20 protein-coding genes are annotated in these 21,908 nt (G+C 64.7%); 5 read left to right on the top strand and 15 right to left on the bottom strand.

Features of this window, described 5'->3' with window-relative positions; genetic code table 11:
* The first annotated feature begins 233 nt into the window (after positions 1 to 233).
* Positions 234 to 722 carry a cold-shock protein gene (locus ABIE19_RS03055; protein WP_354087649.1) on the top strand — a complete coding sequence of 163 codons (489 nt, stop codon included), beginning with the start codon at positions 234 to 236 and terminating at the stop codon, positions 720 to 722.
* A gap of 135 nt (positions 723 to 857) precedes the next feature.
* Here the strand turns inward: ABIE19_RS03055 and ABIE19_RS03050 are convergent, their stop codons facing one another.
* Genes ABIE19_RS03050 through ABIE19_RS03035 form a run of 4 tightly spaced genes read right to left on the bottom strand, consistent with a single transcriptional unit; the run spans position 858 to position 4,987 of the window.
* Positions 858 to 1,154: a hypothetical protein gene (locus ABIE19_RS03050; RefSeq protein WP_354087648.1), complete on the bottom strand. Its 297-nt coding sequence runs from the start codon at positions 1,152 to 1,154 to the stop codon at positions 858 to 860.
* On the bottom strand, positions 1,151 to 3,697 hold the full coding sequence (locus ABIE19_RS03045; RefSeq protein WP_354087647.1) for a cbb3-type cytochrome c oxidase subunit I: 2,547 nt from the start codon (positions 3,695 to 3,697) through the stop codon (positions 1,151 to 1,153). The genes ABIE19_RS03050 and ABIE19_RS03045 overlap by 4 nt, the downstream gene beginning before the upstream one ends.
* Complete coding sequence (coxB, locus tag ABIE19_RS03040) at positions 3,694 to 4,623, bottom strand: cytochrome c oxidase subunit II (protein WP_354087646.1); 930 nt, start codon at positions 4,621 to 4,623, stop codon at positions 3,694 to 3,696. The genes ABIE19_RS03045 and coxB overlap by 4 nt, the downstream gene beginning before the upstream one ends.
* A gap of 10 nt (positions 4,624 to 4,633) precedes the next feature.
* On the bottom strand, positions 4,634 to 4,987 hold the full coding sequence (locus ABIE19_RS03035) for a c-type cytochrome (RefSeq protein WP_354087645.1): 354 nt from the start codon (positions 4,985 to 4,987) through the stop codon (positions 4,634 to 4,636).
* Positions 4,988 to 5,120: 133 nt separating this feature from the next.
* Here ABIE19_RS03035 and ABIE19_RS03030 point away from each other — a divergent pair, with 133 nt between their 5' ends.
* A complete protein-coding gene (locus ABIE19_RS03030; RefSeq protein WP_354087644.1) occupies positions 5,121 to 5,861 on the top strand; it encodes a c-type cytochrome in 741 nt (246 codons plus the stop codon).
* Here the strand turns inward: ABIE19_RS03030 and ABIE19_RS03025 are convergent.
* The 6 genes from ABIE19_RS03025 to ABIE19_RS03000 all read right to left on the bottom strand — a co-directional run bounded on the left by ABIE19_RS03025 (position 5,858) and on the right by ABIE19_RS03000 (position 10,051).
* A complete protein-coding gene (locus ABIE19_RS03025) occupies positions 5,858 to 6,586 on the bottom strand; it encodes a cytochrome b (protein WP_354087643.1) in 729 nt (242 codons plus the stop codon). The genes ABIE19_RS03030 and ABIE19_RS03025 overlap by 4 nt on opposite strands.
* Positions 6,583 to 7,308: a cytochrome c oxidase assembly protein gene (locus tag ABIE19_RS03020; RefSeq protein WP_354087642.1), complete on the bottom strand. Its 726-nt coding sequence runs from the start codon at positions 7,306 to 7,308 to the stop codon at positions 6,583 to 6,585. Before ABIE19_RS03020 ends, ABIE19_RS03025 begins: the two co-directional genes overlap by 4 nt.
* A 52-nt stretch (positions 7,309 to 7,360) precedes the next feature.
* Positions 7,361 to 7,633 (bottom strand): hypothetical protein, encoded by a 273-nt coding sequence (locus ABIE19_RS03015; RefSeq protein WP_354087641.1) that lies wholly within the window; start codon positions 7,631 to 7,633, stop codon positions 7,361 to 7,363.
* A gap of 507 nt (positions 7,634 to 8,140) precedes the next feature.
* Positions 8,141 to 9,052 (bottom strand): manganese catalase family protein, encoded by a 912-nt coding sequence (locus tag ABIE19_RS03010; protein ID WP_354087640.1) that lies wholly within the window; start codon positions 9,050 to 9,052, stop codon positions 8,141 to 8,143.
* Positions 9,053 to 9,075: 23 nt separating this feature from the next.
* Positions 9,076 to 9,594 carry a ferritin-like domain-containing protein gene (locus ABIE19_RS03005; RefSeq protein WP_354087639.1) on the bottom strand — a complete coding sequence of 173 codons (519 nt, stop codon included), beginning with the start codon at positions 9,592 to 9,594 and terminating at the stop codon, positions 9,076 to 9,078.
* 88 nt (positions 9,595 to 9,682) lie between these two features.
* Entirely contained in the window at positions 9,683 to 10,051 is a 369-nt protein-coding gene (locus ABIE19_RS03000) for a hypothetical protein (RefSeq protein ID WP_354087638.1), read from the bottom strand.
* Between the two features lie 1,152 nt (positions 10,052 to 11,203).
* On the opposite strand from ABIE19_RS03000, the gene ABIE19_RS02995 reads away from it, so the two are divergent.
* Positions 11,204 to 11,521 carry a hypothetical protein gene (locus ABIE19_RS02995; protein WP_354087637.1) on the top strand — a complete coding sequence of 106 codons (318 nt, stop codon included), beginning with the start codon at positions 11,204 to 11,206 and terminating at the stop codon, positions 11,519 to 11,521.
* Positions 11,522 to 12,153: 632 nt separating this feature from the next.
* On the opposite strand, the gene chrA is transcribed toward ABIE19_RS02995, so the two are convergent.
* Positions 12,154 to 13,329 carry a chromate efflux transporter gene (gene chrA, locus ABIE19_RS02990; protein WP_354087636.1) on the bottom strand — a complete coding sequence of 392 codons (1,176 nt, stop codon included), beginning with the start codon at positions 13,327 to 13,329 and terminating at the stop codon, positions 12,154 to 12,156.
* A 447-nt stretch (positions 13,330 to 13,776) separates the two neighbouring features.
* The gene (locus ABIE19_RS02985) at positions 13,777 to 17,475 is read right to left on the bottom strand and encodes an autotransporter outer membrane beta-barrel domain-containing protein (protein ID WP_354087635.1); all 3,699 of its coding nucleotides are present in this window, start codon (positions 17,473 to 17,475) and stop codon (positions 13,777 to 13,779) included.
* A gap of 384 nt (positions 17,476 to 17,859) precedes the next feature.
* Here ABIE19_RS02985 and ABIE19_RS02980 point away from each other — a divergent pair, with 384 nt between their 5' ends.
* On the top strand, positions 17,860 to 19,149 hold the full coding sequence (locus ABIE19_RS02980) for a tetratricopeptide repeat protein (protein ID WP_354087634.1): 1,290 nt from the start codon (positions 17,860 to 17,862) through the stop codon (positions 19,147 to 19,149).
* Positions 19,150 to 19,272: 123 nt separating this feature from the next.
* Here the strand turns inward: ABIE19_RS02980 and ABIE19_RS02975 are convergent, their stop codons facing one another.
* The gene (locus ABIE19_RS02975; protein WP_354087633.1) at positions 19,273 to 19,686 is read right to left on the bottom strand and encodes a hypothetical protein; all 414 of its coding nucleotides are present in this window, start codon (positions 19,684 to 19,686) and stop codon (positions 19,273 to 19,275) included.
* 242 nt (positions 19,687 to 19,928) lie between these two features.
* On the opposite strand from ABIE19_RS02975, the gene ABIE19_RS02970 reads away from it, so the two are divergent.
* Positions 19,929 to 20,429 carry a YciE/YciF ferroxidase family protein gene (locus ABIE19_RS02970; protein ID WP_354087632.1) on the top strand — a complete coding sequence of 167 codons (501 nt, stop codon included), beginning with the start codon at positions 19,929 to 19,931 and terminating at the stop codon, positions 20,427 to 20,429.
* A gap of 29 nt (positions 20,430 to 20,458) precedes the next feature.
* On the opposite strand, the gene ABIE19_RS02965 is transcribed toward ABIE19_RS02970, so the two are convergent.
* Both ABIE19_RS02965 and ABIE19_RS02960 read right to left on the bottom strand, forming a co-directional pair.
* Positions 20,459 to 21,136 (bottom strand): UdgX family uracil-DNA binding protein, encoded by a 678-nt coding sequence (locus ABIE19_RS02965; RefSeq protein WP_354087631.1) that lies wholly within the window; start codon positions 21,134 to 21,136, stop codon positions 20,459 to 20,461.
* 18 nt (positions 21,137 to 21,154) lie between these two features.
* Positions 21,155 to 21,889: a Crp/Fnr family transcriptional regulator gene (locus ABIE19_RS02960; RefSeq protein ID WP_354087630.1), complete on the bottom strand. Its 735-nt coding sequence runs from the start codon at positions 21,887 to 21,889 to the stop codon at positions 21,155 to 21,157.
* Between the last annotated feature and the right edge of the window lie 19 nt (positions 21,890 to 21,908).

The following is a 21,908-nucleotide window of genomic DNA, read 5'->3' as shown; positions in this document are numbered from 1 at the left end:
TCCGGCCGGAAATGAATCGGACGGCAGCCCTGCCCTTCGGTCGTTCCGGCCGACCCTCGCCGTCGACCTGGGCAATAGAGCTGGAAAAAGACTAAATGAGGCGAGGGCTCCGTCTTCGACGGGTATGCGACGCGTTTCCCAAACCACGGTCTGTCGACGGGAAGCGACAGTCTTGACGCAACAAGCTGTCGGATGCTGGGCTAGGAACGGCATATCCCACCGGACCCGACGACATGGCGCTAGGCACTATCAAGTTTTTCAATACGGAAAAGGGTTTTGGGTTCATTACCCCGGATGACGGCGGCAGCGATGTTTTCATCCATATTTCCGCCGTTCAGGCGGCTGGGCTCGAAGCCGTGACGAAGGGCGACCAGATCGCCTTCGTCCTCGATCAGAACCCACGATCCGGACGCATTTCCGCAACCGACATCCGATTGATGCACAAGGAAGCCCCGCCCCCTTCTCCGAAACCCCCATTGTTCGTCGAACGCAGCACCTCTCACTACTCCGGATCAGGCGAAGGCGTGGTCAGATGGTTTAATCCCGCCAAGGGTTTCGGTTTCATACAACCCAAGACCGGCCAGGTCGATGTTTTCGTCCACGTCCGCGATGTGACCCGCGCAGGCTTTCCAGATCTAAAGGACGGCCAAGCTGTGGCCTATGATCTCCGCACCGATGCACGCACAGGTAAGACTTCGGCGAGCAATCTTCGATTGCTTTAAAATCCTAGCCAGCTTCGAACAGCCGATCTCGATCCCTCCGAAGCCCCTGATGAGACGGGAGCGGCATAAATCTCAATCCGGTATTCATGGGACGAAGGAAAGGGCGATCCGAGGTCGCCGCTGCCCGCGAAACCGCTAAAAGCCCAGCGGCGCTGTCTGCCAGACTATGCCCACGGCGGCGACCAGGGCGCCGGCCAAAGCCACGCATCGCTCCCATCGACCAGGGTCATCCCGCGCAGGTCGGCGCAGAAGAAAGGTCACGATAACGGCGAGCAGAGCCAGGCAAAGAAAACTGAAGGCCCACCCCCCTCCCCGAGCGGAAGGCGCGTCGGCCGACGACCATACATCGGCCGCGCTCGACAGCAGGTAGAGGCCCAGAAAATGGGCCGCCCAGATCAGCAGGCCCGCCGTCATGATGACCCAGCGCCTCATGCCCCGCCCTCGGGGAATAGGCGGATCAATATAATGACCGCCGCGCCCTGCGCCGCCGTATAGGCAAGGAACAGACCGATCAGGTCGACCGTCGAGGGTCGCTCGGCCGCAAGGCGGCCGAACATCCGCCTCAGCAGAATATAGCCCCCCATCAGGGTCCCAATCCCCGCGAAGGTTCCCGCCCAGCCCAAGAGGGCGAAGACCGACGCGCCCTGGCTGGTCGCGTCGGGCTTCAGTCCGATGTTCGACCACGCTCGGACCTCAAGACTTAGCGCCGCCAATGCACCGGCTGCACCCAGGATCAACAGCACGGGTGACAGGGTTTCGGCACCTCGCCGCACGCGTCTCAGCGCGCGGGGGGCCGCCGTGGCGCATAAACCCGCCACCGTCAGGAGGCTCAGGTTCGCCAGCATAGACATCGTCCCCGGGGACGCCTGCCATAGATCCGGCCGCCGGCTCCAAAGGAAGACATAGGAAAAGCCTGCCAGAAGGCAGACCATGCCGCCCACGATCAGCACGATCACCATAGCCCACCAGCCATGGCTGGACGGCCCGGAGACGTAGTTCGGCATGCGGATTCCCGCCCCAATGTCGGTCGTCTTGCGCTCTTGCGGCGCATCTAGGAACCAGCACCAACGCATGATGCAGTAGACGGCCAAGATTCCGCTGACCACAGCGGCGGCGTAGGCCTGAATGGTGAGGATCAGGAAGAAGCCCGCCGTAAAAACGGCCCCGAAGACGTGCCAAGGCGACGGCCGCGGGAGGCGTAGCACATACTGCGGCTCGGCGTTCAAGGGACTGGTGACCAGTGTCTGGCGTTCGCCCCCCGGCGCGCCCGGCAGGATCCAGTGCCCCTCCTCCACCGACTTCGCCAAGCCCTTCTGTTCCCACAGGGGGTAGAGGCTCTTCACAACCGGTACGGAGCGCACGGAGTAGTAGCCGCTCGGCAGCCATTCGAGGCCCGGGCCGCCGTGGATATTGCCGGCCTCCCGCGGGCCGAAGGGGCGGAAGTTCCGGATCATGTCGACGACCCACAGCAGGACCGCCAGACCAAACAGGAAGGCGCCGACCGTGGAGATGAGGTTGGGCAGGTCCCACCCCCGGCTCGGCAGGTAGGTGTAGACCCGCCGCGGCATCCCCATGAGCCCGGTCAGGTGCATGGGCAGGAAGGCGATGTTGTGCCCCGCGAACATCAGCCAGAAGACCCACCTGCCCACTCGCTCGCTCAGCGGGCGGGCGCTGGACATCGGCAGCCAGTAGTAGATGGCGGCGAACATCGGAAAGACCATGCCGCCGATCAGGACGTAGTGGAGATGAGCCACGATGAAATAGCTGTCGTGAGCCTGCCAGTCGAAGGGGACCATGGCGACCATCACCCCGCTAAGCCCGCCCATGACGAAGATGACCAGGCCGCCCACGGCGAACAGGCCGGGTGCGGTGAGGCGCATGCGCCCCGCTGCGATGGTGGCGATCCAAGCGAAGACCTGCACGCCCGCCGGCACGCTGACCGCCATGGAGGCGGCGCTGAAATAGTTGATGCTGATCTGCGGCATGCCGGTGGTGAACATATGATGCGCCCACACGCCGAAACTGATGAAACCGGTCGCCAGCATGGCCATGACCACCAGGGGATGGCCGACCAGTTGCGTGCGCGCCATGGCCGGAATGATGGTCGACATGGCCCCGGCCGCCGGCAGGAAGATGATGTAGACCTCCGGGTGACCGAAGAACCAGAACAGGTGCTGCCACAGCATGGGATCGCCGCCCTTCAACGGGTCGAAGAAGGGCCAGCCGAGCGCCCGTTCCAACTCCAGCAGCAGGGTGGCCAGGATCACCGAAGGAAAGGCGATGATGATCATGCAGGCAAAGATCAGCATGGCCCAGGCGAAGACCGGCAGCTTGTCCAGGGTCATGCCCGGAGCGCGCGTCTTCAGGACGCCGACGATGATCTCAATGGCCCCGGCGATGGCCGAGATTTCGATGAAGCCTATGCCGAGCAGCCAGAAGTCGGCGTTAATTCCCGGCGAATAGGTCATGCCCGTCAGCGGCGGATACATGAACCACCCGCCGTCCGGCGCGAGGCCGAAGAAGAGGGAGCAGAAGAAGGCGAGGCCCCCGATCAGATAGGCCCAGAAAGCGTAGGCGCCCAGGCGCGGAAACGGCAGGTCACGGGCCCCGAGCATCTGGGGCAGCAGGAGCACGCCTAGCGCCTCGACCGCCGGAACGGCGAAGAGGAACATCATCACCGTGCCGTGCATGGTGAATATCTGGTTGTAGGTCTCCTGTGCCAGGAAGCCGTTCATCGGCAAGGCCAGCTGGGTGCGCATCAGCAGCGCCAGAACCCCCGCCAGCACGAAGAACAGCATGGCCGCGCCGACATAGTAGACGCCGATGATGTTGTTGTTGATCGCCGTGATCCACTCGCCGGGGCGGCGCGGACCGCACCAGGCGGCCTCCAGCTGCTCCAGCTCGCCCTCCGGGCGCGGCTCCTCGGTGGGAAAGCGATCGTACTTGCGGACGTCGAAGCCGGTTTCCGACGTCATTGCAGGCTGTCCAGATAGGCGGCCAAATCGCGCAGCTCCGTCCCCGTCAGCACCGGATAGGACGGCATGCGGTTGCCGGGCTTGATCCCCTGGCTGTCGGCGATCCAGCCCGCCATCGTCCCCTGATTGTTGGGAAGGATGCCTGCGCCCAGCGTCTGGCGCGACCCGACGTGGGTCAGGTCCGGCCCGGCCAGCCCGTTGGCCTCTGTTCCACGGATCGTATGGCAGGCGCCGCAACCCGAGGCGCCGAACACTGCCGCGCCCGACAGTGCGGACGGCGCGGCGGGCGCGGCCTGCTTCGCTCGCCACGTCTCGAAGTCGCCGTCAGCATGGGCGACGACGACGAAGCCCATCAAGGCGTGGGGGCCGCCGCAATATTCGGCGCACTGCCCCGCATAGACGCCCGGACTGTCAGCCTGCAGGCGCATGAAGTTGCGGCGGCCCGGGATCATGTCGGTCTTACCGCCCAGACGGGGGATCCACAGACTATGGATGACGTCGGCGCTCTCGAGTTCGATCACGACCGGGCGTCCGACCGGGATGTGAACCTCATTGGCGTCCTGAACCGTTTCGCGACCTTGGTCGTCCAGATAGGCCACGCGCCACCACCACATCTCGCCGGTGACGCGCACCCGCATCTCGCCGTCGCGGGGCGCATCCGACACGGGGGCAGTGACGCCGAGACCGTAGATCAGGAGACCCGTGAGCACGACCACCGGAAAGGCCAGGCCGCCGATCCAGACCAGCCGCTCGCCGCCCACGCGACGTTTCCACTTCCTCGTCCCGAACAGGGCGACACCGAGAGCGACCAGGACGACGACCAGCACAATCGCGCCCATGATGAACAACACCCAGGCGACGATCGCCACCGGCCCAGCGAACGGTCCGGCGGGGTCCAGCACCGGGGGCGGCCAACCGACGAGCATGTCCGGCGTTTCAGTCGTCATCGAGCGTATAGAGGTAGGCCGCTATGTCGCGGGCTTCGGCTTCGCTCAGGGACAGGGGCGGCATGCCGGTGTCGGGCAGCAGCGACGGCGCGTCGCGCACGAAAGCGGCCATCACGGCAGGCTGGTTCGGGAGGCGTCCGGCGATCATCGGGCGCGCCCCGACGCCCTCCAGGGATCCCCCGGTTCGGCCTCGGGGCCAGGCCACGCCGGGGATGGCGTGGCAAACTGCGCAGCCGTGGGTTCGGATCAGACTCAAGCCTGCCGCGGAATCGGCGCCCGCCAGGACGCGCCGCGTCTCGGCCTTGTCCGCGCAGGCGCTCAGGCCGATCAGGCCAACGGCCAAAATGATCGTCCCTAGCTTCGCCATCGTCGCAACATGACAGCATCCGGCCCCTTTCCGTTCGTCAGAACCAATCCGCCGGGCCGCAGGGAGTTCCGAAGCGGAACCGGCGCCGCGTAGCCGGTGTTGGGTCGGAGTGCGCGCGCTGTTTCTCTTCCTGATCGGTCTAGCCCTCGCCGCGTGCGACGCGACGCCAGGAACGACCGACCGCACATTTCAGGCTTCCGGCGAGGTCATCGCCATGGGCGGTGGCGCGAGCGGCGCGGCTGACGCCTGCTTCACCTGTCATGGCTTGAGGGGTGAAGGCGACGGCGTTTCAACGCCTCGCCTGTCCGGACTAGATCCTGGCTATCTGCAAAAGCAGATGGAGGACTACGCCAGCGGCCTGCGTGCCGACGACGTCATGAGCCGGGTGGCGCGCAGCTTGGACTCACAATCTCGCCGGGCCGTATCAGGCTGGTACGCCCGGCTGCCCTCGCCTGCTGAGCAAAACTCAACGGCGGCCCCGCCGCCGATCTGGCTGACCGGAGACGCGGCCCGCGGAATCACCGCCTGCGCGGCCTGCCACGGCGTTGAAGGCCAAGGAGCCGGCCAAGGTCAGCCGGCCGTCGCCGGGCAACCCGCCGCCTACACCCTGGAGCAGATCGACCGCTGGAAGTCGGGCCAGCGGCGCAACGACCCGCGCGGCATCATGGCCGCGGCCGTTCAACGCCTGACGGACGAAGAGGCTCGCGCCATCGCATCCTGGCTGGCGGCGGGCGGGTCGCGTTCGGCGCCCACCCACGCTTCAGCCAGCAGCGCCGCTTCGATCGCTGCTGCGGCTCAGCCTGCCGGTGCGCGCGAAACCCGCCGCCCTCCCCGCTCCGACGGCGACTAGCTCTCCAGGGAGGCCCTGAACCCGAAGCGTCGGCGCCATAGGCGTCGCAGGGTCCCCGCAATCCTCTTCTCCAGAGCACGCCATCGTCTCTGCCAGCGCGTGCGACGCGGCCGCAGTTGCGGGACGACCGGCGCCATGGCGTGGAAGACGTCGTCCCGGTCGACGAAATGATGTTTGAGCGCCGCGCCCACGTGAATGGGGATCATCAGCAGAAGGGCCATGATCAGACCCCAGTGCATCCACTCTGACGCCGCCTCGATCGCCCAAAGCTGACGGTTCGATAGATCCTGCATCGGCAACAGGGGCCAGGGAATGAAACCCGCAGCCGCTAACTGAGTGTCGCGTGCCGTCGCCGAGATGATGGCCCAGCCCGAAAGAGGCAGGCCGAACAGGCAAAGATAGAAGACGTAATGGGTGATTTGGGCGGCCGTGCTTTCCCACCCAGGCTTGTCCGCATCGTTGATCAGATCGGGTGCGGTCAATCTCCAGGTCAGGCGACCGATCACCAGCAGCAGCATCAGGACGCCGACCGCGAAATGGACATCGTAGGCAGCGACCTTATCCCCTCCGACGGGCAGTCTGCCCATTCCCCATCCCCAGCCCAGTTGGAAAAAGACTAGGCCGGCCATGATCCAGTGGAACCAGATAGCGACCGGGGAATAGCGGCCCTCGTCATGGTGCCCCGCCGCCCACTCCAGCGCCTGGGCGATGAGACGGTCGATCATGACGCAGCCTCGGGCGCCAGCCTCAGCAGACCATTGATGCGCCACAAGGCGACGAGAAGATAGGCGGCTGCGGCCGGCGCCCACATGATCAGGCCCGCCGCCTGCTGGTCTTCCAACGGCGTCACCCCCCACGCCATGGTGGAGGCGAAGTGCGGAGCATAAAGCGGCTCACCGGAGAACACGATGAGGGCGCCCAGGAGGCCCATCAGCACCATGGCCGCCAGCAGTGCGGCAACGGCGGCGTGCGCCCGCGAGGCGCGCACCGCCGCCCAGAACCAGACGGCGCTCGTCAGAATGCTCAACTGCATCAGCCAATAGACGCCGTCATGCGACAGAGCCCGGGCGTAGAGCCCCGGCGCATGCCACGCCCAGAAGACGGCTGTCGCCACCGCCGTCGCCGCCAAGACACGCGGCCGCCGCAGAGGCGGCAGGCATAGCGCCAGCAAGGGGGAAGCCGCGAGGACCAGCAACAGATGGTGGAGGGTACGGGCCGTGAAAAGGGCCGAACTGAGCGCGCACAGTGGAGAGACGAAGCCGATCGCCAGCACGCCCATGGCTGCGAGAAACCGCCCCCGATCCGCCCCCTTCCCGAAGCCCATCAGCCCGGCCGCCGTCGTCGTCGCAAGGATGGCGAGAAAGACAGGATCGCTGTTCCAGCGTTCTATCCACGCGCCAGGATCAGGTGCTGATCCGCAGTAGGGCGTCCAGGCGGTGTCGATCATGCAGGCGCAACGCACCTCGCCAACAGCGGTTCACAACCCAGCCTGTCGGGCTTCACGTTTCAAGAGCCGAAGCGTGGTCTTCGCGCTGCAGGAAACCGTCGCAGACGACGCGATCGTGAAGCGTCGAGGCGCGCCTCTTCTCGATCAGCGCAGCCAGCCAACGCGCGAAGGCGCGGCGGGCGGCCTCTTCATCAGCGTAGAGGCGCTTTACGTGGAGGGACGGCGCGCTGACCCGGAAGGCCACGCATCCGTCGGCTCGCCCGCCTCGCTCCAGGCGTTCTAGTTTTACACCCTCTTCCAGACGCAGCACGGTTTTCGTCTTCATCGCGCAGCCTCCTTTTCAGAGAGGAAGCGTCCCGCGATCCTTGGGTTCCTCCGCGCGCCCAGACGGCTTTCGCTTCCGCCCCCTTTCCGGGAACCTCTTTTCTTCTCCAGGGTTTAGGGCCCTCAATAGGGTGAGTTCGCGTGGATTGTTATTTTTGCATCGTCAACACTCCCGGCGTGTACGCTCGGGAGATCATTGTCCTGAAAGCCAACGCGGACGACGAAGCGAGGGCCGCGTTGAGCACGGTCGCCGACCAGTGGATCGGGTATGACACCCTCTGCCTTTACCAAGGCGAGCGTGTCGTCGAGGTACGCTCGAACCCCGGCCTCGGCTTCCCACAAGACCCTCTGGAGGGGATCCGCATTCCTCTAGCGGCCTAGGATTTCCATATGACACTGGACATGGCGACGGCCGATGCTTGTGCATCGGCCGTCGCCGCAGATGGAGTGACTTTTGCCAATCACCGCTCCGCAACCCCCGCCCTCCCTTTCTGAATAGCCCGTAAGGCTATCCAGGCGCGGTTGAGGGAATGCGACTTGTCCGCCCCGCCCCAGGTCCAGCGCCGAGGTCGGCTCCCGTCAGCGGATCGGTCTGCGGATCGGAGCGCGTGCGGTCCGCGAAAGCTTCGACAGCCCTCTCTTCCCCCTTAGACAAAACCACGTCGGCGTCACCGTCTCCGCCGTCGACGGCGATCTGGGCCTCGCGATCATCGACCACCTCCCATTGATCGCCCGAATTCCAAGGTCCGGCGGCGTCTCCCTCCCCCTGCGACATATTGTAGTATTTGTCAGTGAAATCGGGATGGCCGGGCAGCTTGCCGGGCGGGAAGTTGGCCGGGATGGCGTAAAGGGCCTTCTCAAAGGATTTCTGATGGGCGATTTCGCGAGTCATCAGGAAGGTCAGGGCGTCCTTGATCCCAGGATCGTCGGTAACGTTGATCAGACGCTCGTAGACGATCTTCGCCCGCGACTCGGCCGCGATATTGGATCGCAGATCGCAGGCCGGATCGCCGATCGAATCGACATAGGCCGCTGTCCAAGGCACACCCGCCGAATTGATCAGGGCGGCGCCGCCGCCGTACGGGATCGACATGGTGTGACTCTCGCCGCCTGAGCTCAGGCTGGCGTAAAGGTCAGCTTCTTCTTCCGCAGCCTCGGCCAGACGGCCCTTGGCGCCGCGGTTCAGCATGGCGACGATCGAACCGATGATCTCCAGGTGGCTCAGTTCCTCCGTGGCGATATCCATCAGCATGTCGCGACGACCCAGGTCCTCATCCGCCAGACCTTGCGTGAAATAACGCATCGCGGCGGCCAGTTCGCCCTGCGGTCCGCCGAACTGCTCGAGCATCAGGGTCTCCAGAGCCGGATTGGGCTCGGAAACCCGCACCGTGTACATCAGCTTCTTGTTGTGCATGAACATCTCGCATCTCCTTGCGACGCAGATCAGCGGCTGGGGTTTTCACCCGCCCGCTTGAGCATGAGGAATTTCTCGGTGAGGGCCGGCAGGCTCTGGTCCACCCAAGCCGCCATGCGCGCTTCCTCGTCCAATGAGGCGTTCAGCGGGTCGAGCGCGACCGAATAGCCGCCGTGCTGCGCAAGAATGATGAGCCCCTTGTAGGCGGCGACCTCATAGTTCTCGAAGGCGAAGTTGGCGAAGGCGTTCTTGAGTATTTCGTCCTCGGCGAAGGCGTGCCCCAGGGCGGCCATGTTGCCGCTCATGGACATAGCGGCGTCCTTCAAGCCTGATGGGCTCTCGTCGAGGCCGTATAGGAGTTGCTCCAGCCGTGATATCTGCTGCTCGGTCTCGAGCCGGTGCGCCTTGAGTTTCTCGGCGACCTCCATGAAATTCTTAGCGCGATCAATCTGCCGATCCATCAAGGACAGGGCCTGATGCTCGACGGCATGGGCGTTCTTCAAGCCGTTCACGAACACTTCGCGCCAGACATCGTCATTGTGGGTCATGTCGGTCTCCTGGGTTGCGGGTTCCAAGCTAACCAGCGGCGCGCCGGCAGGGTCCGCTGTCGGAAACCCGTCACTTCAGGCGCGAGGATCAGGGCGAGGACCACCCCAGAATCCGGAGGCGAGGTTCCGGACGATCCCGCGTCGCGAAGACAAGACCGGCCTTCTTTTCTCCGCCGCCGGGCACGTAATCGAGGGTCGCCCCTGCGCGCTCCCCGCTCGCCTCCCCTTCGATTTCGACCGCCGCCGCCGCGAGATCACCCTGGTTGACGACGACGACTTCGACGACCCAGCCTGCAGACGACGGATGCATGCTCTCGGCCTGAATGATCAACTCCGGCGGAGAAGGCGCTGAGAAAGCGGCGCGTGCAAGCACGACGCCGGCGGCAAGCGTAGTGATAAACCCGGCCAGCGCGCAGAGGCATTGCAGTCGCGACGTCGTATCCCGCCGGGGCGTCATCGGCTTGCCCCGCTCTTCAGAGAAACGCGACCGTCAAAGCCGTGCTCCCCATGCGCGATGCACACTCAAGCCGCGCAGGAATCCGCCTGAGCCTTTGCACAGAGAGCGCGTAACTTGCTCCACGTCGCCCGCCCCTCAAGCGTAAAAGCATCGGCTTGACTATAGCCTTCGCTAAGGAGGGTTTTCCGCACGTCGCCAGGAATCCGATATCGCCCCGTCTGAGCGAGTTCGAAGGCGCGCTCGATGATCGGCTTTCTGCTCTGCATGGTCTCCACCTCCCCGAAAAGACGGCCCAGCGTGCGTGCTGAGGCTGGGGGCGCGGACGCACACGCTGGGCCGGTGCCCTCTTCCCCGGAGGACAGGGCTCAAACGGATAGCGTCAGGCAGTGTTGCGGAACGTCATTTTACGACACTAAGGCGACAGCGGTCCGGATCGAAAGTTCATCCGGACCGCCCTCTGAGAGGAGCCTTGGAAGCGGTGCTTCCGGGCCTGCACCTCCTCCCCGAGTTGCGACGGCGGCCTCGCAATTGGGGGCGAGACGCACCGTCCGCCAGCCAAGGCCGGCGCCAAATCCTAGCGAGACTAGCCCAGCGATCAACATCAAGGCGATCCGAAAACAGCCATTGCTTTGGCCTTGGCGCGCAGCCGCTCCGATTTGCCGTATTGCGCCGTTCTTCGCCCGAGGCGGCGGTTTCGGTCATGGCGAGGGCTCACAGGCGTCCTCCTTCTACGCAAGAAGGCTCGTCGGCCGACAGGGACGGGATCACCGCCCGAAACGTCATGAAACGACGTAGAGGAACAGTGCGGAGGCGGCTCGGTTCAGCGGGTGCGGTCTCCTGCTTGGGTGAGCTCCTAGAAGAGGCGTCCGTCGTCCTCCTCTCCTTAGCACGGCCGGCGGAGGACGCCCCCAAGTCGAGGAGGACGCGCGACGCCTATGGAGAAAACAGTCGAGCACGCGGACGACACGGTCGCGCGCATCACGACGACCGAGGGTCGGCAGACCCTCGTCGGACGACGCCCTCGCCGAGGCTGAAAGCGTAGGCGATGCTGTGAAAAACCTCGTTGAGCTCGCCTGTCCCTCCCGCCTCGCGCAAACTCGCCATGACATGCTCCGCGCCATCTGGACAACATCTTACGGCGGGGAGCGGGACTTGGCTGGTAAGGTTTTAGAAGACATCAGCGCTCGACTGGACGCGCTCGAACTGGCCTTGGGCCGTACTCTGGCGCGGCGCGATCCCGGCGGCGCCCGGGAGTTGGACGACTTTCTGCGAAAGTTCGGCGAGGAAATCCTTTCGGATGTGGATGCTCAGGTCTGGGAGCAGCGCTCCGCCCAGGCGGCCCTTCGCATTTGCGACCTGCTGGACGGGAGATCTCCCGGACGAAGGGAAGGGTTCCCTCTTAGGACAGTTCCCGGCGCGTGGGAGGGTAGCGCGTCTTCGTCAGAGGCGGGCAAGTCAGAAAGCCTTTGAGCCGGGCCGCCTCCGCTGCTGGGCGAACATTCAGGACGCGCGACTCGATAGTCCGCATCCATTCCTGGGTCCTACTTGAGTGGCGCGCCGGCAGTGCGTGCCTGCGCGCTTCTTCTCAAGATAACCAAGACCGCGCGGCTGGCGGAACGGTCAGATCTTCCTCGTCCTGAAGATCGGCACGGCGAAGGGCTTCTTGCGCCCCGTGATCCAACAAGATCCGCCTCGCGACCGCCGAGGCCCCGTAGATCGGCATAGGCGAGCCAAAGTGCGAGAGCCAGATCTTGGCCAACCGCAGATCCTCGCTTCTAGGCAGCCGTTCCATTTCACACTCTTCCCTCTGGCACTTCCCCCTGGCGACCGGACGGCAATCTAGCCCTGACTGCGGGCATCCGCTGCAAAACATTGTCACACAGGCCTCGTCCCTCCCTCGAAAATCCCAACTTGAAGTCGAGGCGTTTCAGCCGGGGACTAAGGTCGCGTCTGACGCGGTGAGGATGAAGTGCTGAAGACGCAGCTTTAGGAGCAGTCGGCTGAACGCTAAATTCGCCCCTTCCCTTCGACATGGCGGCGCCCGCCAAGTTTGAAGCCGTCTCCCGGATTTGGCTGGAATGGAAATCGCCTCCTTGCAGACGCTAAAAGGCCAGAACGCCCGCCACCCCTGCCGCGAGCAGAATCAGCGGCGAGGCCAGCTTGCTCTTCCACAGATAGACCGCCCCCAAGGCCGCCAGCAGGATAGCGGCGACCGCCAGCCGCTGGTCCGCATCGGAGAGCAGACCCCAGGCAAGCTGGGCAGCGGTCACGGCGATAAGCCCGACGACCGCCGCAGCCACGCCTTCCAGCAAGGCGTGCAGCCGCACATTCTCTAGCACCGCCTCAAGACGATCATAGAAGATCAGCGAGAAAGCAAAGGCGGGCAGGAAAATCCCAGCCGTGATCGCCACGGCTCCCCATGGCCCGCCCGCGACATAGCCGACAAAGGTGGAGAAGATGATCAGCGGCGCCGGCAGCACGCCGGACAAGGCCAGGCCGTCAAGGAATTGAGCGTCGCCCATCCAGCCCTGGCGCATGCTGTCCGCGCGTAGGAAGGGAATGGCGGTATAGGCGCCGCCGAAGGTCAACAGGCCCGTCTTGAACCCAGCGAGAAACAGAATCCAGGCTGCGACATCGCCGGGCTGCTTGCCTGCGCCCTCCACGAAGGCCGAAGGCGCGCCCGGTTCCATAGTCAGGGCCAACCCAGCACCAAGGGTCGCTCCCGCCAGAGCTAGGCAAACCGCGATGGCTCGTCTTCCTGATCGCTTGAGCGCATAGACCGCGCCGCCGACGGAAAGGGCCAGCCAGAAACTGATGCCGGCCAAAGCCGCCCCCGCAGACCCCGCGGCGATGGCCCACAGCCATCCGTCTACCAGCACATGTTCACCGATGCGGTGCACGGCTCGAACGATCAACGCCGCCACGCCCGCCTGCACGCCCAACAATGCGGCTCCGAGCCAGCTCCGGTCGAAGTCGAGTTGGAAGTAGAGCCAGGATAGCGCGAGCATCAGCACAAAGCCCGGCAGCATGAAACCGAGCCCCGCCAGCAAGCCGCCCAATCGCCCCCGCGCCCTCATGCCCAGGTGCACGCATAACTCATGAGCCTCCGGCCCCGGCAAGATCTGCATCACGGCCAGCAAACGGTTGAACCTAGCCGAGGAGATCCAGCGTTCCTCCTCAACCAACTCGCGCCGCAGCAAGGCGATCTGAGCGACAGGCCCGCCGAAAGCGAGCATGCCAAATTTCAGGAAGCGCAAGAACAACGCGGCGAGACTCATAGCCGGAGGTCTGGGATCGAATGGAATAGGCTCAGCTTCAACCATGGTTCATTCCGCGCCGCGCTCGCGAGGACAGGACGGGCCTTGGACAGAAGCCACGCGTGTCCCCACCCTTGCGTCGGCCTAGACGATCACATTGCAAGGCTTCAAGTCGAGCGTTTCAAGCGGCTGTCATCGTCGCCTTTCCGCCGCGGCGGAATAGCCGGATCGTGAAATGGAGAGCCGGTCGCCGGAGCCGGCGGCTTGGCGCTCGCAGCGAGCCGGAACCTGGGATTGGCGCACACGCACGACCACTCGTCCACGATGACAAGCGCGGAGGTCGATCGGCGGATAGTCCCTCTCCGTCCGGGTAACGCCGCTGAGCCGCTGGGGGCCTTCGCGGGGCGCTTGCGAATCACGTGCCAACCAACGCTCCCCGTCGCCCGGCGTCGTCCTGCCTCCGCCGTTTCACCAGTTCATACGAAGACCCAAGGCGGCTTCGGTAGCCGTCTGGCGGCTGCGGTCGCCGTCGATTGTCCAGCGATGGCTCGCCTGGCCGTAAATGCTCAGGTTCTTACTCACACGTGCAGTAAGGCCGCCGCCGACTTCCAGCGCCGTATGGCCGAACCGATTCTCGATGGCGGAAGACTGTCCCAAGATCACGCCTTCCTCGCCGGAGAAGGCGTGCCAGAGATTGACCCGCCCATAGGGCTGCCAAAGCCTCCCGCGGGCGTCACGCCGGGTGTATTGCAGACGCGCCCCGAGCCGTCCGGTCCAGGCGGTTCCCTCGTCCCAATCCACAGTCGCGTACTGGTCCTGCGTCCCGTCCACCCGCACATCCTGGTAAACGATCTGCGCCTGCGGCTCGATCAGCCAGTTCTCTTGAAGGCTGATGGGATAGCCGATCTCAAGCGACGCCGCGTATCCAGTCGCTTCGGTCGAGGCGCCGGAGCCATAAAGGGTCGTCGCCTCCACGTCGTACCAGCTCTGTTGCAGGACCGTATCGACATACCAGCCACTCGGGCCGAAATGCGTCCAATAGGCCCCGACTGACGAACCGTCCGTTTGCAGGCGGCCCAACTCCAGGTCACGCATCCCGCGCGCAAGGCCGCGCATCGAAGTGTCGAGTTCGGAATAGGCGACATATAGGCCGACGTGGTCGCGACGGCCGCTGTCCGTCGTCCGCCGGAAGAGGTCGAGTCCCGTCTGGAACCCAACCAGATCGCCCTCGGCGCGCGCCTCGGCCGTTCCGCCCCACCGGTTGTCCAACTGCGTCCCGAACAGTCGCCCCCAGGCCCCGTTCACATAGGTTCGCGGCTCCGCCGAACCCCGCAGGTTTTCCTCGTCGCCGACACGCTCGTGCAGCGTCCCTAAGGTTGAAAGGGCCATCTGTCGCGCGATTGCGGGGATGGGCGCATAGAGCGGCGTCTCGGGACGATAGATCGGAATGTCGGGCCCGCCCGGATCGGTGCTCTCGACGTGAGACCGGAGGAACCAGTCGTTCGGACCGGCGACGCCGCCGCGGAAGAGTTGGTACTCATAGGCGCCGGCCACGACGCGCTGGTCCAGCTTGAAAGCGTCCGCCGTCGTCGCGCCCCCGCCGACAGCCTGCACCAGGCGAATGCCGTCCCCGACGGTTTGCGCCCCTGGACCACCGGTATTGTTGACCAGGATGGTGGTTGCGCCGCTGGCCTGGCCGCCATTGATCACCATCACGTTGGTGGGCGAGGCGTCGCCGCCGAGATAGGTGTTGAAGGCGATGCGGCTGCCGGGGCCGCCCGTGTAGCTGCCGACCGTCAGCGTACTGTAGGCATTCGGCCGCGCCAGGAACTGGATCAGCCCGGAGTTGGTCATCGCACCGGTCGCGCTGGAATCGCCGGTCAGGTTCCAGGCGCTGCCGGCGTCGATCGCGATATCGGCCGCATTCCGCGCCAGGCCGGTCCACAGGCTGCCCTGCGCCAGAGATACATCGGCGGTATTGCCAGGATCGGCGAGCAGGTCGCCCGTCCATCGCGAAGCGGTCAGGCTGGCGCTGGCCGTGCTTCCGGATCCGATCAGGCGCTGATCGCCGGTCCAACTGCTGTTGCTCAGGTTATAGGCGAGGGTCGATGCGTCGACGACGATGTCGCCTGTCAGCGACGGCGCGTCGGTGATGTTCAGCGTCAGATCGCTCGCCACGCCTCCGGCGTCGTCGGTCACTTGCGCCAACAGCCGCCGGCCGTTGACGACGGCGGGATTGAGCACGGCGCCGCCGCTGATCGAGATCACCCCCGTCCCGCCCTCGGCGAGGACGATCGCACCGTTGGCGGCGCTCAGGCTTCCGCCGGTGATCGACACGGCGCTCGACGCGCCGCCGGCGAGATAGATGGCCGACGATCCCGCCCCGCTCACCGCGACCTTGGCGCCGGAAACAGCGAGGCGGCCGCCATTGACGGCTCCGACGCCATGCGCGGCGTTACCGGTGGTTTCGGCCGAACCGCCCGTGATCTGCACCGTCCCTGCATCGCCGGCCCGGACGCCGAACGCAGCATCGCCCACCGTAGCGACGGCAGTGCGGGTCAGGGTGGTGCTGCTCCCCGCGCCCTGTGCAGCCACGCCGAAGGCGCTTTGCCCCTGCGTAGCCACATTGGCGTCCGTCGCGGCGATCGCGCCGCCCGTCGTCGCATGCAGCCCCACCGCCTTGATGTTGGTCGTGCTGATGGACGTTTCGGACAAGATGACGCTGCTGTCGTCAGTCGCCCGGACGGCGTCGGCGCCCCCGCTCGCAGCCGTACCGGCCCCCTTGGTCGTGATCGATCCGCCCACGATCACGGCGGAGGCGCCCTGGCTGACCTTCACGCCGACGGCGCCGTCGCCGTTTGTGGTGATGCGGGCGTTCTCCGCCTGCAGCCGGCTGCCGATCCCGACCACATCCGCACCGTGGGCCTCCAAGCCTATCTCAGATCTCGGAAACTGGAGAGCCGGAAGAGCGCCTCCGGTCCTTCCGTAACCGGTGGTGATCTCCGTGTTGCTCGCGGCGACCGCGCCGCCGGCGGTGACGAGCAGGCCGGCGCTCGCAGGACCGGACGTGCGGACCCTGGTGTCGGTCAAGACGACCGCGCTGCCCGACCCGCTCGCGGCTGCGCCGGCGGAATTGGATTGATAGGTGAAGACGCCGTAGCCGGCGAAGTCGATCCTGCCGCCAGCGTCGGCCCATATGCCCAGGCTGTTTGCGCCATAGGTGGCGGAACTCGCGCCATTGACGACAAGAATTCGGCTGCCGGCGCCGCGGGCCAGCATGCCCGGGGAATCCGCAATGATCGTGCCGCCATAATAATCGCCGGCCGCGATCGCGCCGCCGCTCATGGTGATCAGTCCGCCATCGGCCGCGAGCAGCCCGGCGCTGTTGTCGCCGTAGACGTTTACGTAGGTGTTGTTCAGGGTCAGACTGCTGTCAGCGCCTGAGGCGACCGCGCCGGGAGCCTCGTCGCCAGAGGTGTAGGTGCTCAGGTCGTTGAGCGTGATCGAGCCGCCGGCGTCCGCAAAAACGGCGGAGGCCCCCGCGCCGGAAGTCGTGACGCTGGTCCGGGTCAGGGCGATCGTTCCGCCCCCCGACGCGTAGGCTCCGTGCGCGTGGTCGAGCGCCGTGTTCACCCCGCTGTCAATCAATGTGACATTGCTTCCTGACCTGATCGCCTCGAGACCATGAGCGCCGACGCCATTGGTATAAACTGAGGTATAGCTGCCGATGATCCGCCCCCCGTTCTCCGCATAGAGGCCATGACCCCCGTCGCCATAGGTGCTGACCGCGGCGCCGTCCGACGACGTGCCGAGCAACGAAATCGTACCGTCGCCGGTCGCCCGCACGCCGTGGCCGCTGCCGAAGGCGAAAAGACTGACGGAAACGCCGCTGTAGCTTCCGGAGCCGGAGACCTCGACCACGGGAACGGCGTCTGCGCTTTCCCGCTCGGTGAACGCCGGATCGACGCAACTGCCTGAAGAAATACTGAGCGTCGCCGGCGCATCAACGCATTGAGCGAAGGCTTGCGTGGAGGGCAGCAAGACCGCAGCCGCCGCAGCCCAGACGGCGCGGTGACGACAGGTTGAACTCAAGAGCGCCTTCTTCCGCGCATTGTCGAAACCAAGGCCGGGCGTCGAGCCCGGCGTCTTCCCATGGGCTTCACGCAAGCGCGAACTCCTTATCCACGGAACTTTTCAAGCAGAAACGAAGACCTTCGCTGAAAAGGGTTAAAATATAACGAGATTATTTAGTTAAGCTTCGGCGGCGCAGCCCTCGTACGAGCTCCCTGACCGAAGGTTGAGCGGACATCCCTTCCCGCATCCTCTGGCTGGAAGGCAAAGACGCCTCCTTCACAGACCAAGACTGCCGCCGAGGCCGAGCCTCATTGTCCCAGGGGTCCTCCTGGCTCGCCGGCATGGAGGTCAGCCGATGCGCAGTAGAATATTGCGGCGAGCTAAGGTGATCGGACGCCCAATGCACTCTATTGACGGTTGGTGTTTTCATCTCATGCGTGCAGCATCTCACCTTATATAAGGGCGGAGGCGAGCGTGATGGCGAGCACGAAACGAGCGTTCGGAATGAAGACGGCGGGCTCGGGGGCGCTGCGCGCCGTGGCGTGCAGTTTGATCATGGCCGGCGCCTGGACGACGAACGCCGTCGCCGCCCCGGACCGCCCCGAAGAAGAGATCGTGCTCGCTTGCCGTATTGATGGACAGGCCAAGGAGGCTTCCATCTCCCTTACCGAAACCAGCGCGACCTATCGATTCGGGCCGCCAGAGCGCGAACCGGAACTGAGCCTGTCGAATTCCCTGGTCGATCTCGACTATCGCCGCAACAACGGGGCGGCAGGCACCGTCGACGAGATCGTGACCTTCGCCAATGGCGACACAACCTACAGCTTTGCCGCCGGCTTTCGTAACGGAATGCAGCCCGATCCGTCAGCCCTTCGTCCTTTCGGGCTGCTGAGCGTTAGTCGCAACGGCAGAGAACTCGCCCGGCTGCCCTGCCGTCCTGACAGCATTCAGCGCTCCCCGGACCGCTTGCTGGCGCGCATGCGCGATATAGGGCGGGAGCGCGCGTCGGACGGCGTCTCATTTCCGAACTACGCCATTCATCCCCGAATGGCGGCGGGGGAGTCACCGCCCTGCGAGGTCGAAAACAATGTGGACACCTGTTGGAGCCGGGGCGTCAGCGCGGCGCGCGGCGGCGATCTGCGCGCCGCGCTCGAACACTATGACAAGTCCTGCGCGGCCCGCATCATGACTGCGGGATGTTATGAGGCGGGCAAGCTGTATCTCCAGAACCGGCAACTGCGCGACTACGCACGCGCAAGGGAAAGTTTGGAGCGCACCTGCGAGAGCGACGATCCGGGACAAGGACCCTATGCCTGCAAATACCTCGGCTGGATGTATCTCACGGGGACTGGCGTCGAGCGTGATCTTAACCGGGCCATCGGGGCGCTTGCGCAGGCCTGTTTTCTGCACAACGACGCCATCCTGATCGACGGCGAAGGCTGCCACTTCTTAGGCCAGGCGATTTTCGCGAAGCGTGGCCGAACCCGTCAAGGTGAGGCTGACGCAGACTATCTGGCCTATCTCTCGTTCGCGCAGGGCTGCACGGACGATGCCGAAACGGTCTGCGAGGAGGCCCGCACCTTGCTTCAGCGAGGAGAAGCGAGCGCCGCTTCCTGGGTCAAACGATGCGAACAAGACGCCCGCCGCTACAGCGACATAGGATCATGCGGCGGGCTGGTCGCCACATCGACTGACTACGAGGCGGGGCAAGCCGTCCGACGCCAGCTCAAGTCGCTCTTCAGACAGGCTTCAGCCGCCACGGATTGACGCCCTCCCGCCCCCCACCGAGTCGCAGAACAGCGCGCAATAGGGAGTCAGGGCTTTGGGATTCGGCCTCCAGTTCACTTCAAGAGCATTCATGAGGCCGCAGAGGAACCGACCTGCGGACCACTAGTCTAACAAGCTGCGGGGCGTAGGCGCGCCTGTAGCGCGGCGTCCATCGGCAGTTCGCACCACCAGTATCCCATCCTCGCCGATCGTGATGGTCGCGCCGTCATGAACCATCGCTTGAAGACGTTCCCTACCGCCCGCGCAGTTCGCCGTGCATTGGGGACGCAGTTCCACCGCCCATCCTTGCGGCGTCGCTTTGAGTGAACCGGCGAAGACGTCTTCAGACGACGCGATGTAAATCATAGGATCCGCGAGAGTTATGATCGCCGGTCCTACGTCAACAGCCTGAACGTCAGATCCCGCATCAAAGAATGCATTGACCAGATACGCATCGTTCATGGGGTGGTACGGCGCTTCGGATTCCGAACAAGACGCAAGCGTGCAGGCGAACAGAGCGAGGACAGTTGATTTCATCGGCCGGACCCATCGGAGAGCGGTGGAGGATCATAAGCTCGCCCCCTGAGCTTTCCAGCCCTCCTGGACCTTCGCGCACCATCGATATCGGTCGCTGAGGCAGGCCCGAAAGAAATCCGTACAGGACCTGCATGAGAGGCGGATGCGCTTCTCCTCCCTTCCTGTCCGGATCAGGACAGTTGGAACGGTATCTGCGCCCTCTCGCTACCTCGTCTCCCCCCCCCGTTCATCGGAGAGACCCCATGCCGGAGAAGACGTTGCAGACCCTGTTCCACGACACGCTGCGGGACATCTATTATGCGGAACGCAAGATTTTGAAATCCCTGCCCAAGATGGCCCGGGCCGCGCAGGCTGCGGAGCTCAAGGCCGCTTTCGAGAAGCACAAGGACGAGACCGAAGGCCAGATCGAGAGATTGCAGCAGGTGTTCGACATCATCGGCAAGCCGGCTCGAGGCAAGACCTGCGACGCCATTGAAGGCATCCTCGCCGAGGGCGACGAGATCATGGAGGAGTACAAGGGAACGGCCGCTCTCGACGCTGGCCTCCTGGCGGCCGCCCAGGCGGTGGAACACTATGAGATCACCCGCTACGGCACCTTGAAACGTTGGGCTCAGGTGCTGGGTCTTGAGGACGCCGCCTCCCTCCTCGACGAAACCCTGAATGAAGAGAGCCAGACAGACGAAGCTCTGACCGCCATCGCCGATACGGCGGTCAATGCAGAAGCCCTGCAGCCTGCGGCCTGACGACGAGAGATCTCAGGTTCGGAGGAACCTCACTGGTTCGCCGCCGCCGTTTCCAAATCAGCCAGGAAACGGCGGCGTTCCGAGGCGCGTGCGCTCCGGTCTCGAAGACGCAAAAGATAGGACGGATGGACCGTCAGGACGATGCGGCTTCCATCCAGCGCCGTCTGAACGCGGCCTCGTTCGATCTTCACGACAGGCGTTCGGCCGAGCAGCGTCGAGCCTGCGGTAGCGCCCAGCGCAAGGATCAGACGGGGTTTGATCAATCGCCTCTCATGATCCAACCACCACCGGCAGGCTCGCACCTCGCCGGTGTTCGGCGTCTTGTGAAGACGGCGCTTGCCGCGCATCTCATGCTTGAAGTGCTTGACCGCATTGGTCAGGTACAGGTCGCGCCGATCAAGACCCGCTTCCCGCAAGGCCGCATCCAGCAAACGACCTGCGGGCCCGACGAACGGACGTCCGGACAGATCCTCTTGATCGCCCGGTTGCTCGCCGACCACCATCAGGGCCGCGTGACTAGGGCCTTCTCCTCCTACCCCTTGTGTCGCGCCCCGCCAAAGCGGACATCGCCGACACTCCTGAACATCGCGTTCCAGGGCGAGGAGCGTGGGAGGAACGGGGCTCTCTGCCTCTAGTGCGAGTTCCCCTACAGGCTTCCGCGTCCTCTCGAGACTTCGGCTAGACGACCGCGCCAGTTGCTCGCCCATCGGGCCTACCCTCGGACTCTAATTCAGATGGCGATCACGACGGCGCTCCACGGCTCCATCGGCCAGGTTGAGATCGCATGAGCAGGATGAGCGACCGAGCAACCCAGGGTTCTCCACGATCATGCGGCCTCGACGCAGGCGAAGCGCGCCTATGTCTTGAAGCTTGTGGCAGGCAGCGTTCACGCTCGTCCGCTGCAACCCCAGCAAGTCCGCCAGACGTCCTTGAGTGATTTGCACGCCGTGCCGATCATTTGTCGCCTTCTGAAGGCGCACGATCCATTTCGCCACGCGTTGAACAGCCGAATGTCGGGCGTTGCAGGCCGCTTCCACACCCAGAACTCGAGCCCGGGCCACCGCGCGCATGGCCAGAAACCGATAGGTCCAGGCCTCGCCCAGATGCTCCATGACCGGAGCCAGCGGCGCCGCATATCCCTGGCAAGGCAATAGGGCCCGCACCTCGCTTGCGCGTGCGCCGCCCAACGCCGTTTCCCAACCTAGCACGCTTCCTGGTGCGACCACGCCCACGCAAACCCGCCCTAGAGGAGGAAAGAACCCCAACACCCCCTTCAGCAGGAAGAACAAGGCGCCTTCTGGCGGAGCCTCTTCGGTTTCCATGTCATGTCGACACGCCGTCTCGGCCAAGAGCGCCCGGACCTCGGGCGGCAAGGCCAAGTAAACCGGATGATCCGACAAACCGGCAGAGTCACGCCTCAACGCAACGCCATCGACCAAGCAACCGTTAAGCACAGCCATTACGTTTTCCACGGTAAAC

The sequence above is a fragment of the Brevundimonas faecalis genome, from assembly GCF_040549405.1.
GTDB lineage: Bacteria > Pseudomonadota > Alphaproteobacteria > Caulobacterales > Caulobacteraceae > Brevundimonas > Brevundimonas faecalis.
The sequence above is the reverse complement of the archived record's forward strand: the minus strand, read 5'-3'. Positions and strand labels throughout refer to the sequence as shown.

Coding starts and splice junctions, on each gene's coding strand:
- chrA (WP_354087636.1), bottom strand. CDS start 13,329: ATGAGTCTCGCCGCGTTGTTCTTGCGCTTCCTGAAATTTGGCATGCTC.
- ABIE19_RS03050 (WP_354087648.1), bottom strand. CDS start 1,154: ATGAGGCGCTGGGTCATCATGACGGCGGGCCTGCTGATCTGGGCGGCC.
- ABIE19_RS03015 (WP_354087641.1), bottom strand. CDS start 7,633: ATGAAGACGAAAACCGTGCTGCGTCTGGAAGAGGGTGTAAAACTAGAA.
- ABIE19_RS03005 (WP_354087639.1), bottom strand. CDS start 9,594: ATGACCCACAATGACGATGTCTGGCGCGAAGTGTTCGTGAACGGCTTG.
- ABIE19_RS02970 (WP_354087632.1), top strand. CDS start 19,929: ATGCCGGAGAAGACGTTGCAGACCCTGTTCCACGACACGCTGCGGGAC.
- ABIE19_RS02965 (WP_354087631.1), bottom strand. CDS start 21,136: ATGGGCGAGCAACTGGCGCGGTCGTCTAGCCGAAGTCTCGAGAGGACG.
- coxB (WP_354087646.1), bottom strand. CDS start 4,623: ATGCTCGTCGGTTGGCCGCCCCCGGTGCTGGACCCCGCCGGACCGTTC.
- ABIE19_RS03055 (WP_354087649.1), top strand. CDS start 234: ATGGCGCTAGGCACTATCAAGTTTTTCAATACGGAAAAGGGTTTTGGG.
- ABIE19_RS02980 (WP_354087634.1), top strand. CDS start 17,860: ATGGCGAGCACGAAACGAGCGTTCGGAATGAAGACGGCGGGCTCGGGG.
- ABIE19_RS02975 (WP_354087633.1), bottom strand. CDS start 19,686: ATGAAATCAACTGTCCTCGCTCTGTTCGCCTGCACGCTTGCGTCTTGT.
- ABIE19_RS02960 (WP_354087630.1), bottom strand. CDS start 21,889: ATGGCTGTGCTTAACGGTTGCTTGGTCGATGGCGTTGCGTTGAGGCGT.
- ABIE19_RS03000 (WP_354087638.1), bottom strand. CDS start 10,051: ATGACGCCCCGGCGGGATACGACGTCGCGACTGCAATGCCTCTGCGCG.
- ABIE19_RS03045 (WP_354087647.1), bottom strand. CDS start 3,697: ATGACGTCGGAAACCGGCTTCGACGTCCGCAAGTACGATCGCTTTCCC.
- ABIE19_RS03025 (WP_354087643.1), bottom strand. CDS start 6,586: ATGATCGACCGTCTCATCGCCCAGGCGCTGGAGTGGGCGGCGGGGCAC.
- ABIE19_RS03010 (WP_354087640.1), bottom strand. CDS start 9,052: ATGTTCATGCACAACAAGAAGCTGATGTACACGGTGCGGGTTTCCGAG.
- ABIE19_RS03020 (WP_354087642.1), bottom strand. CDS start 7,308: ATGATCGACACCGCCTGGACGCCCTACTGCGGATCAGCACCTGATCCT.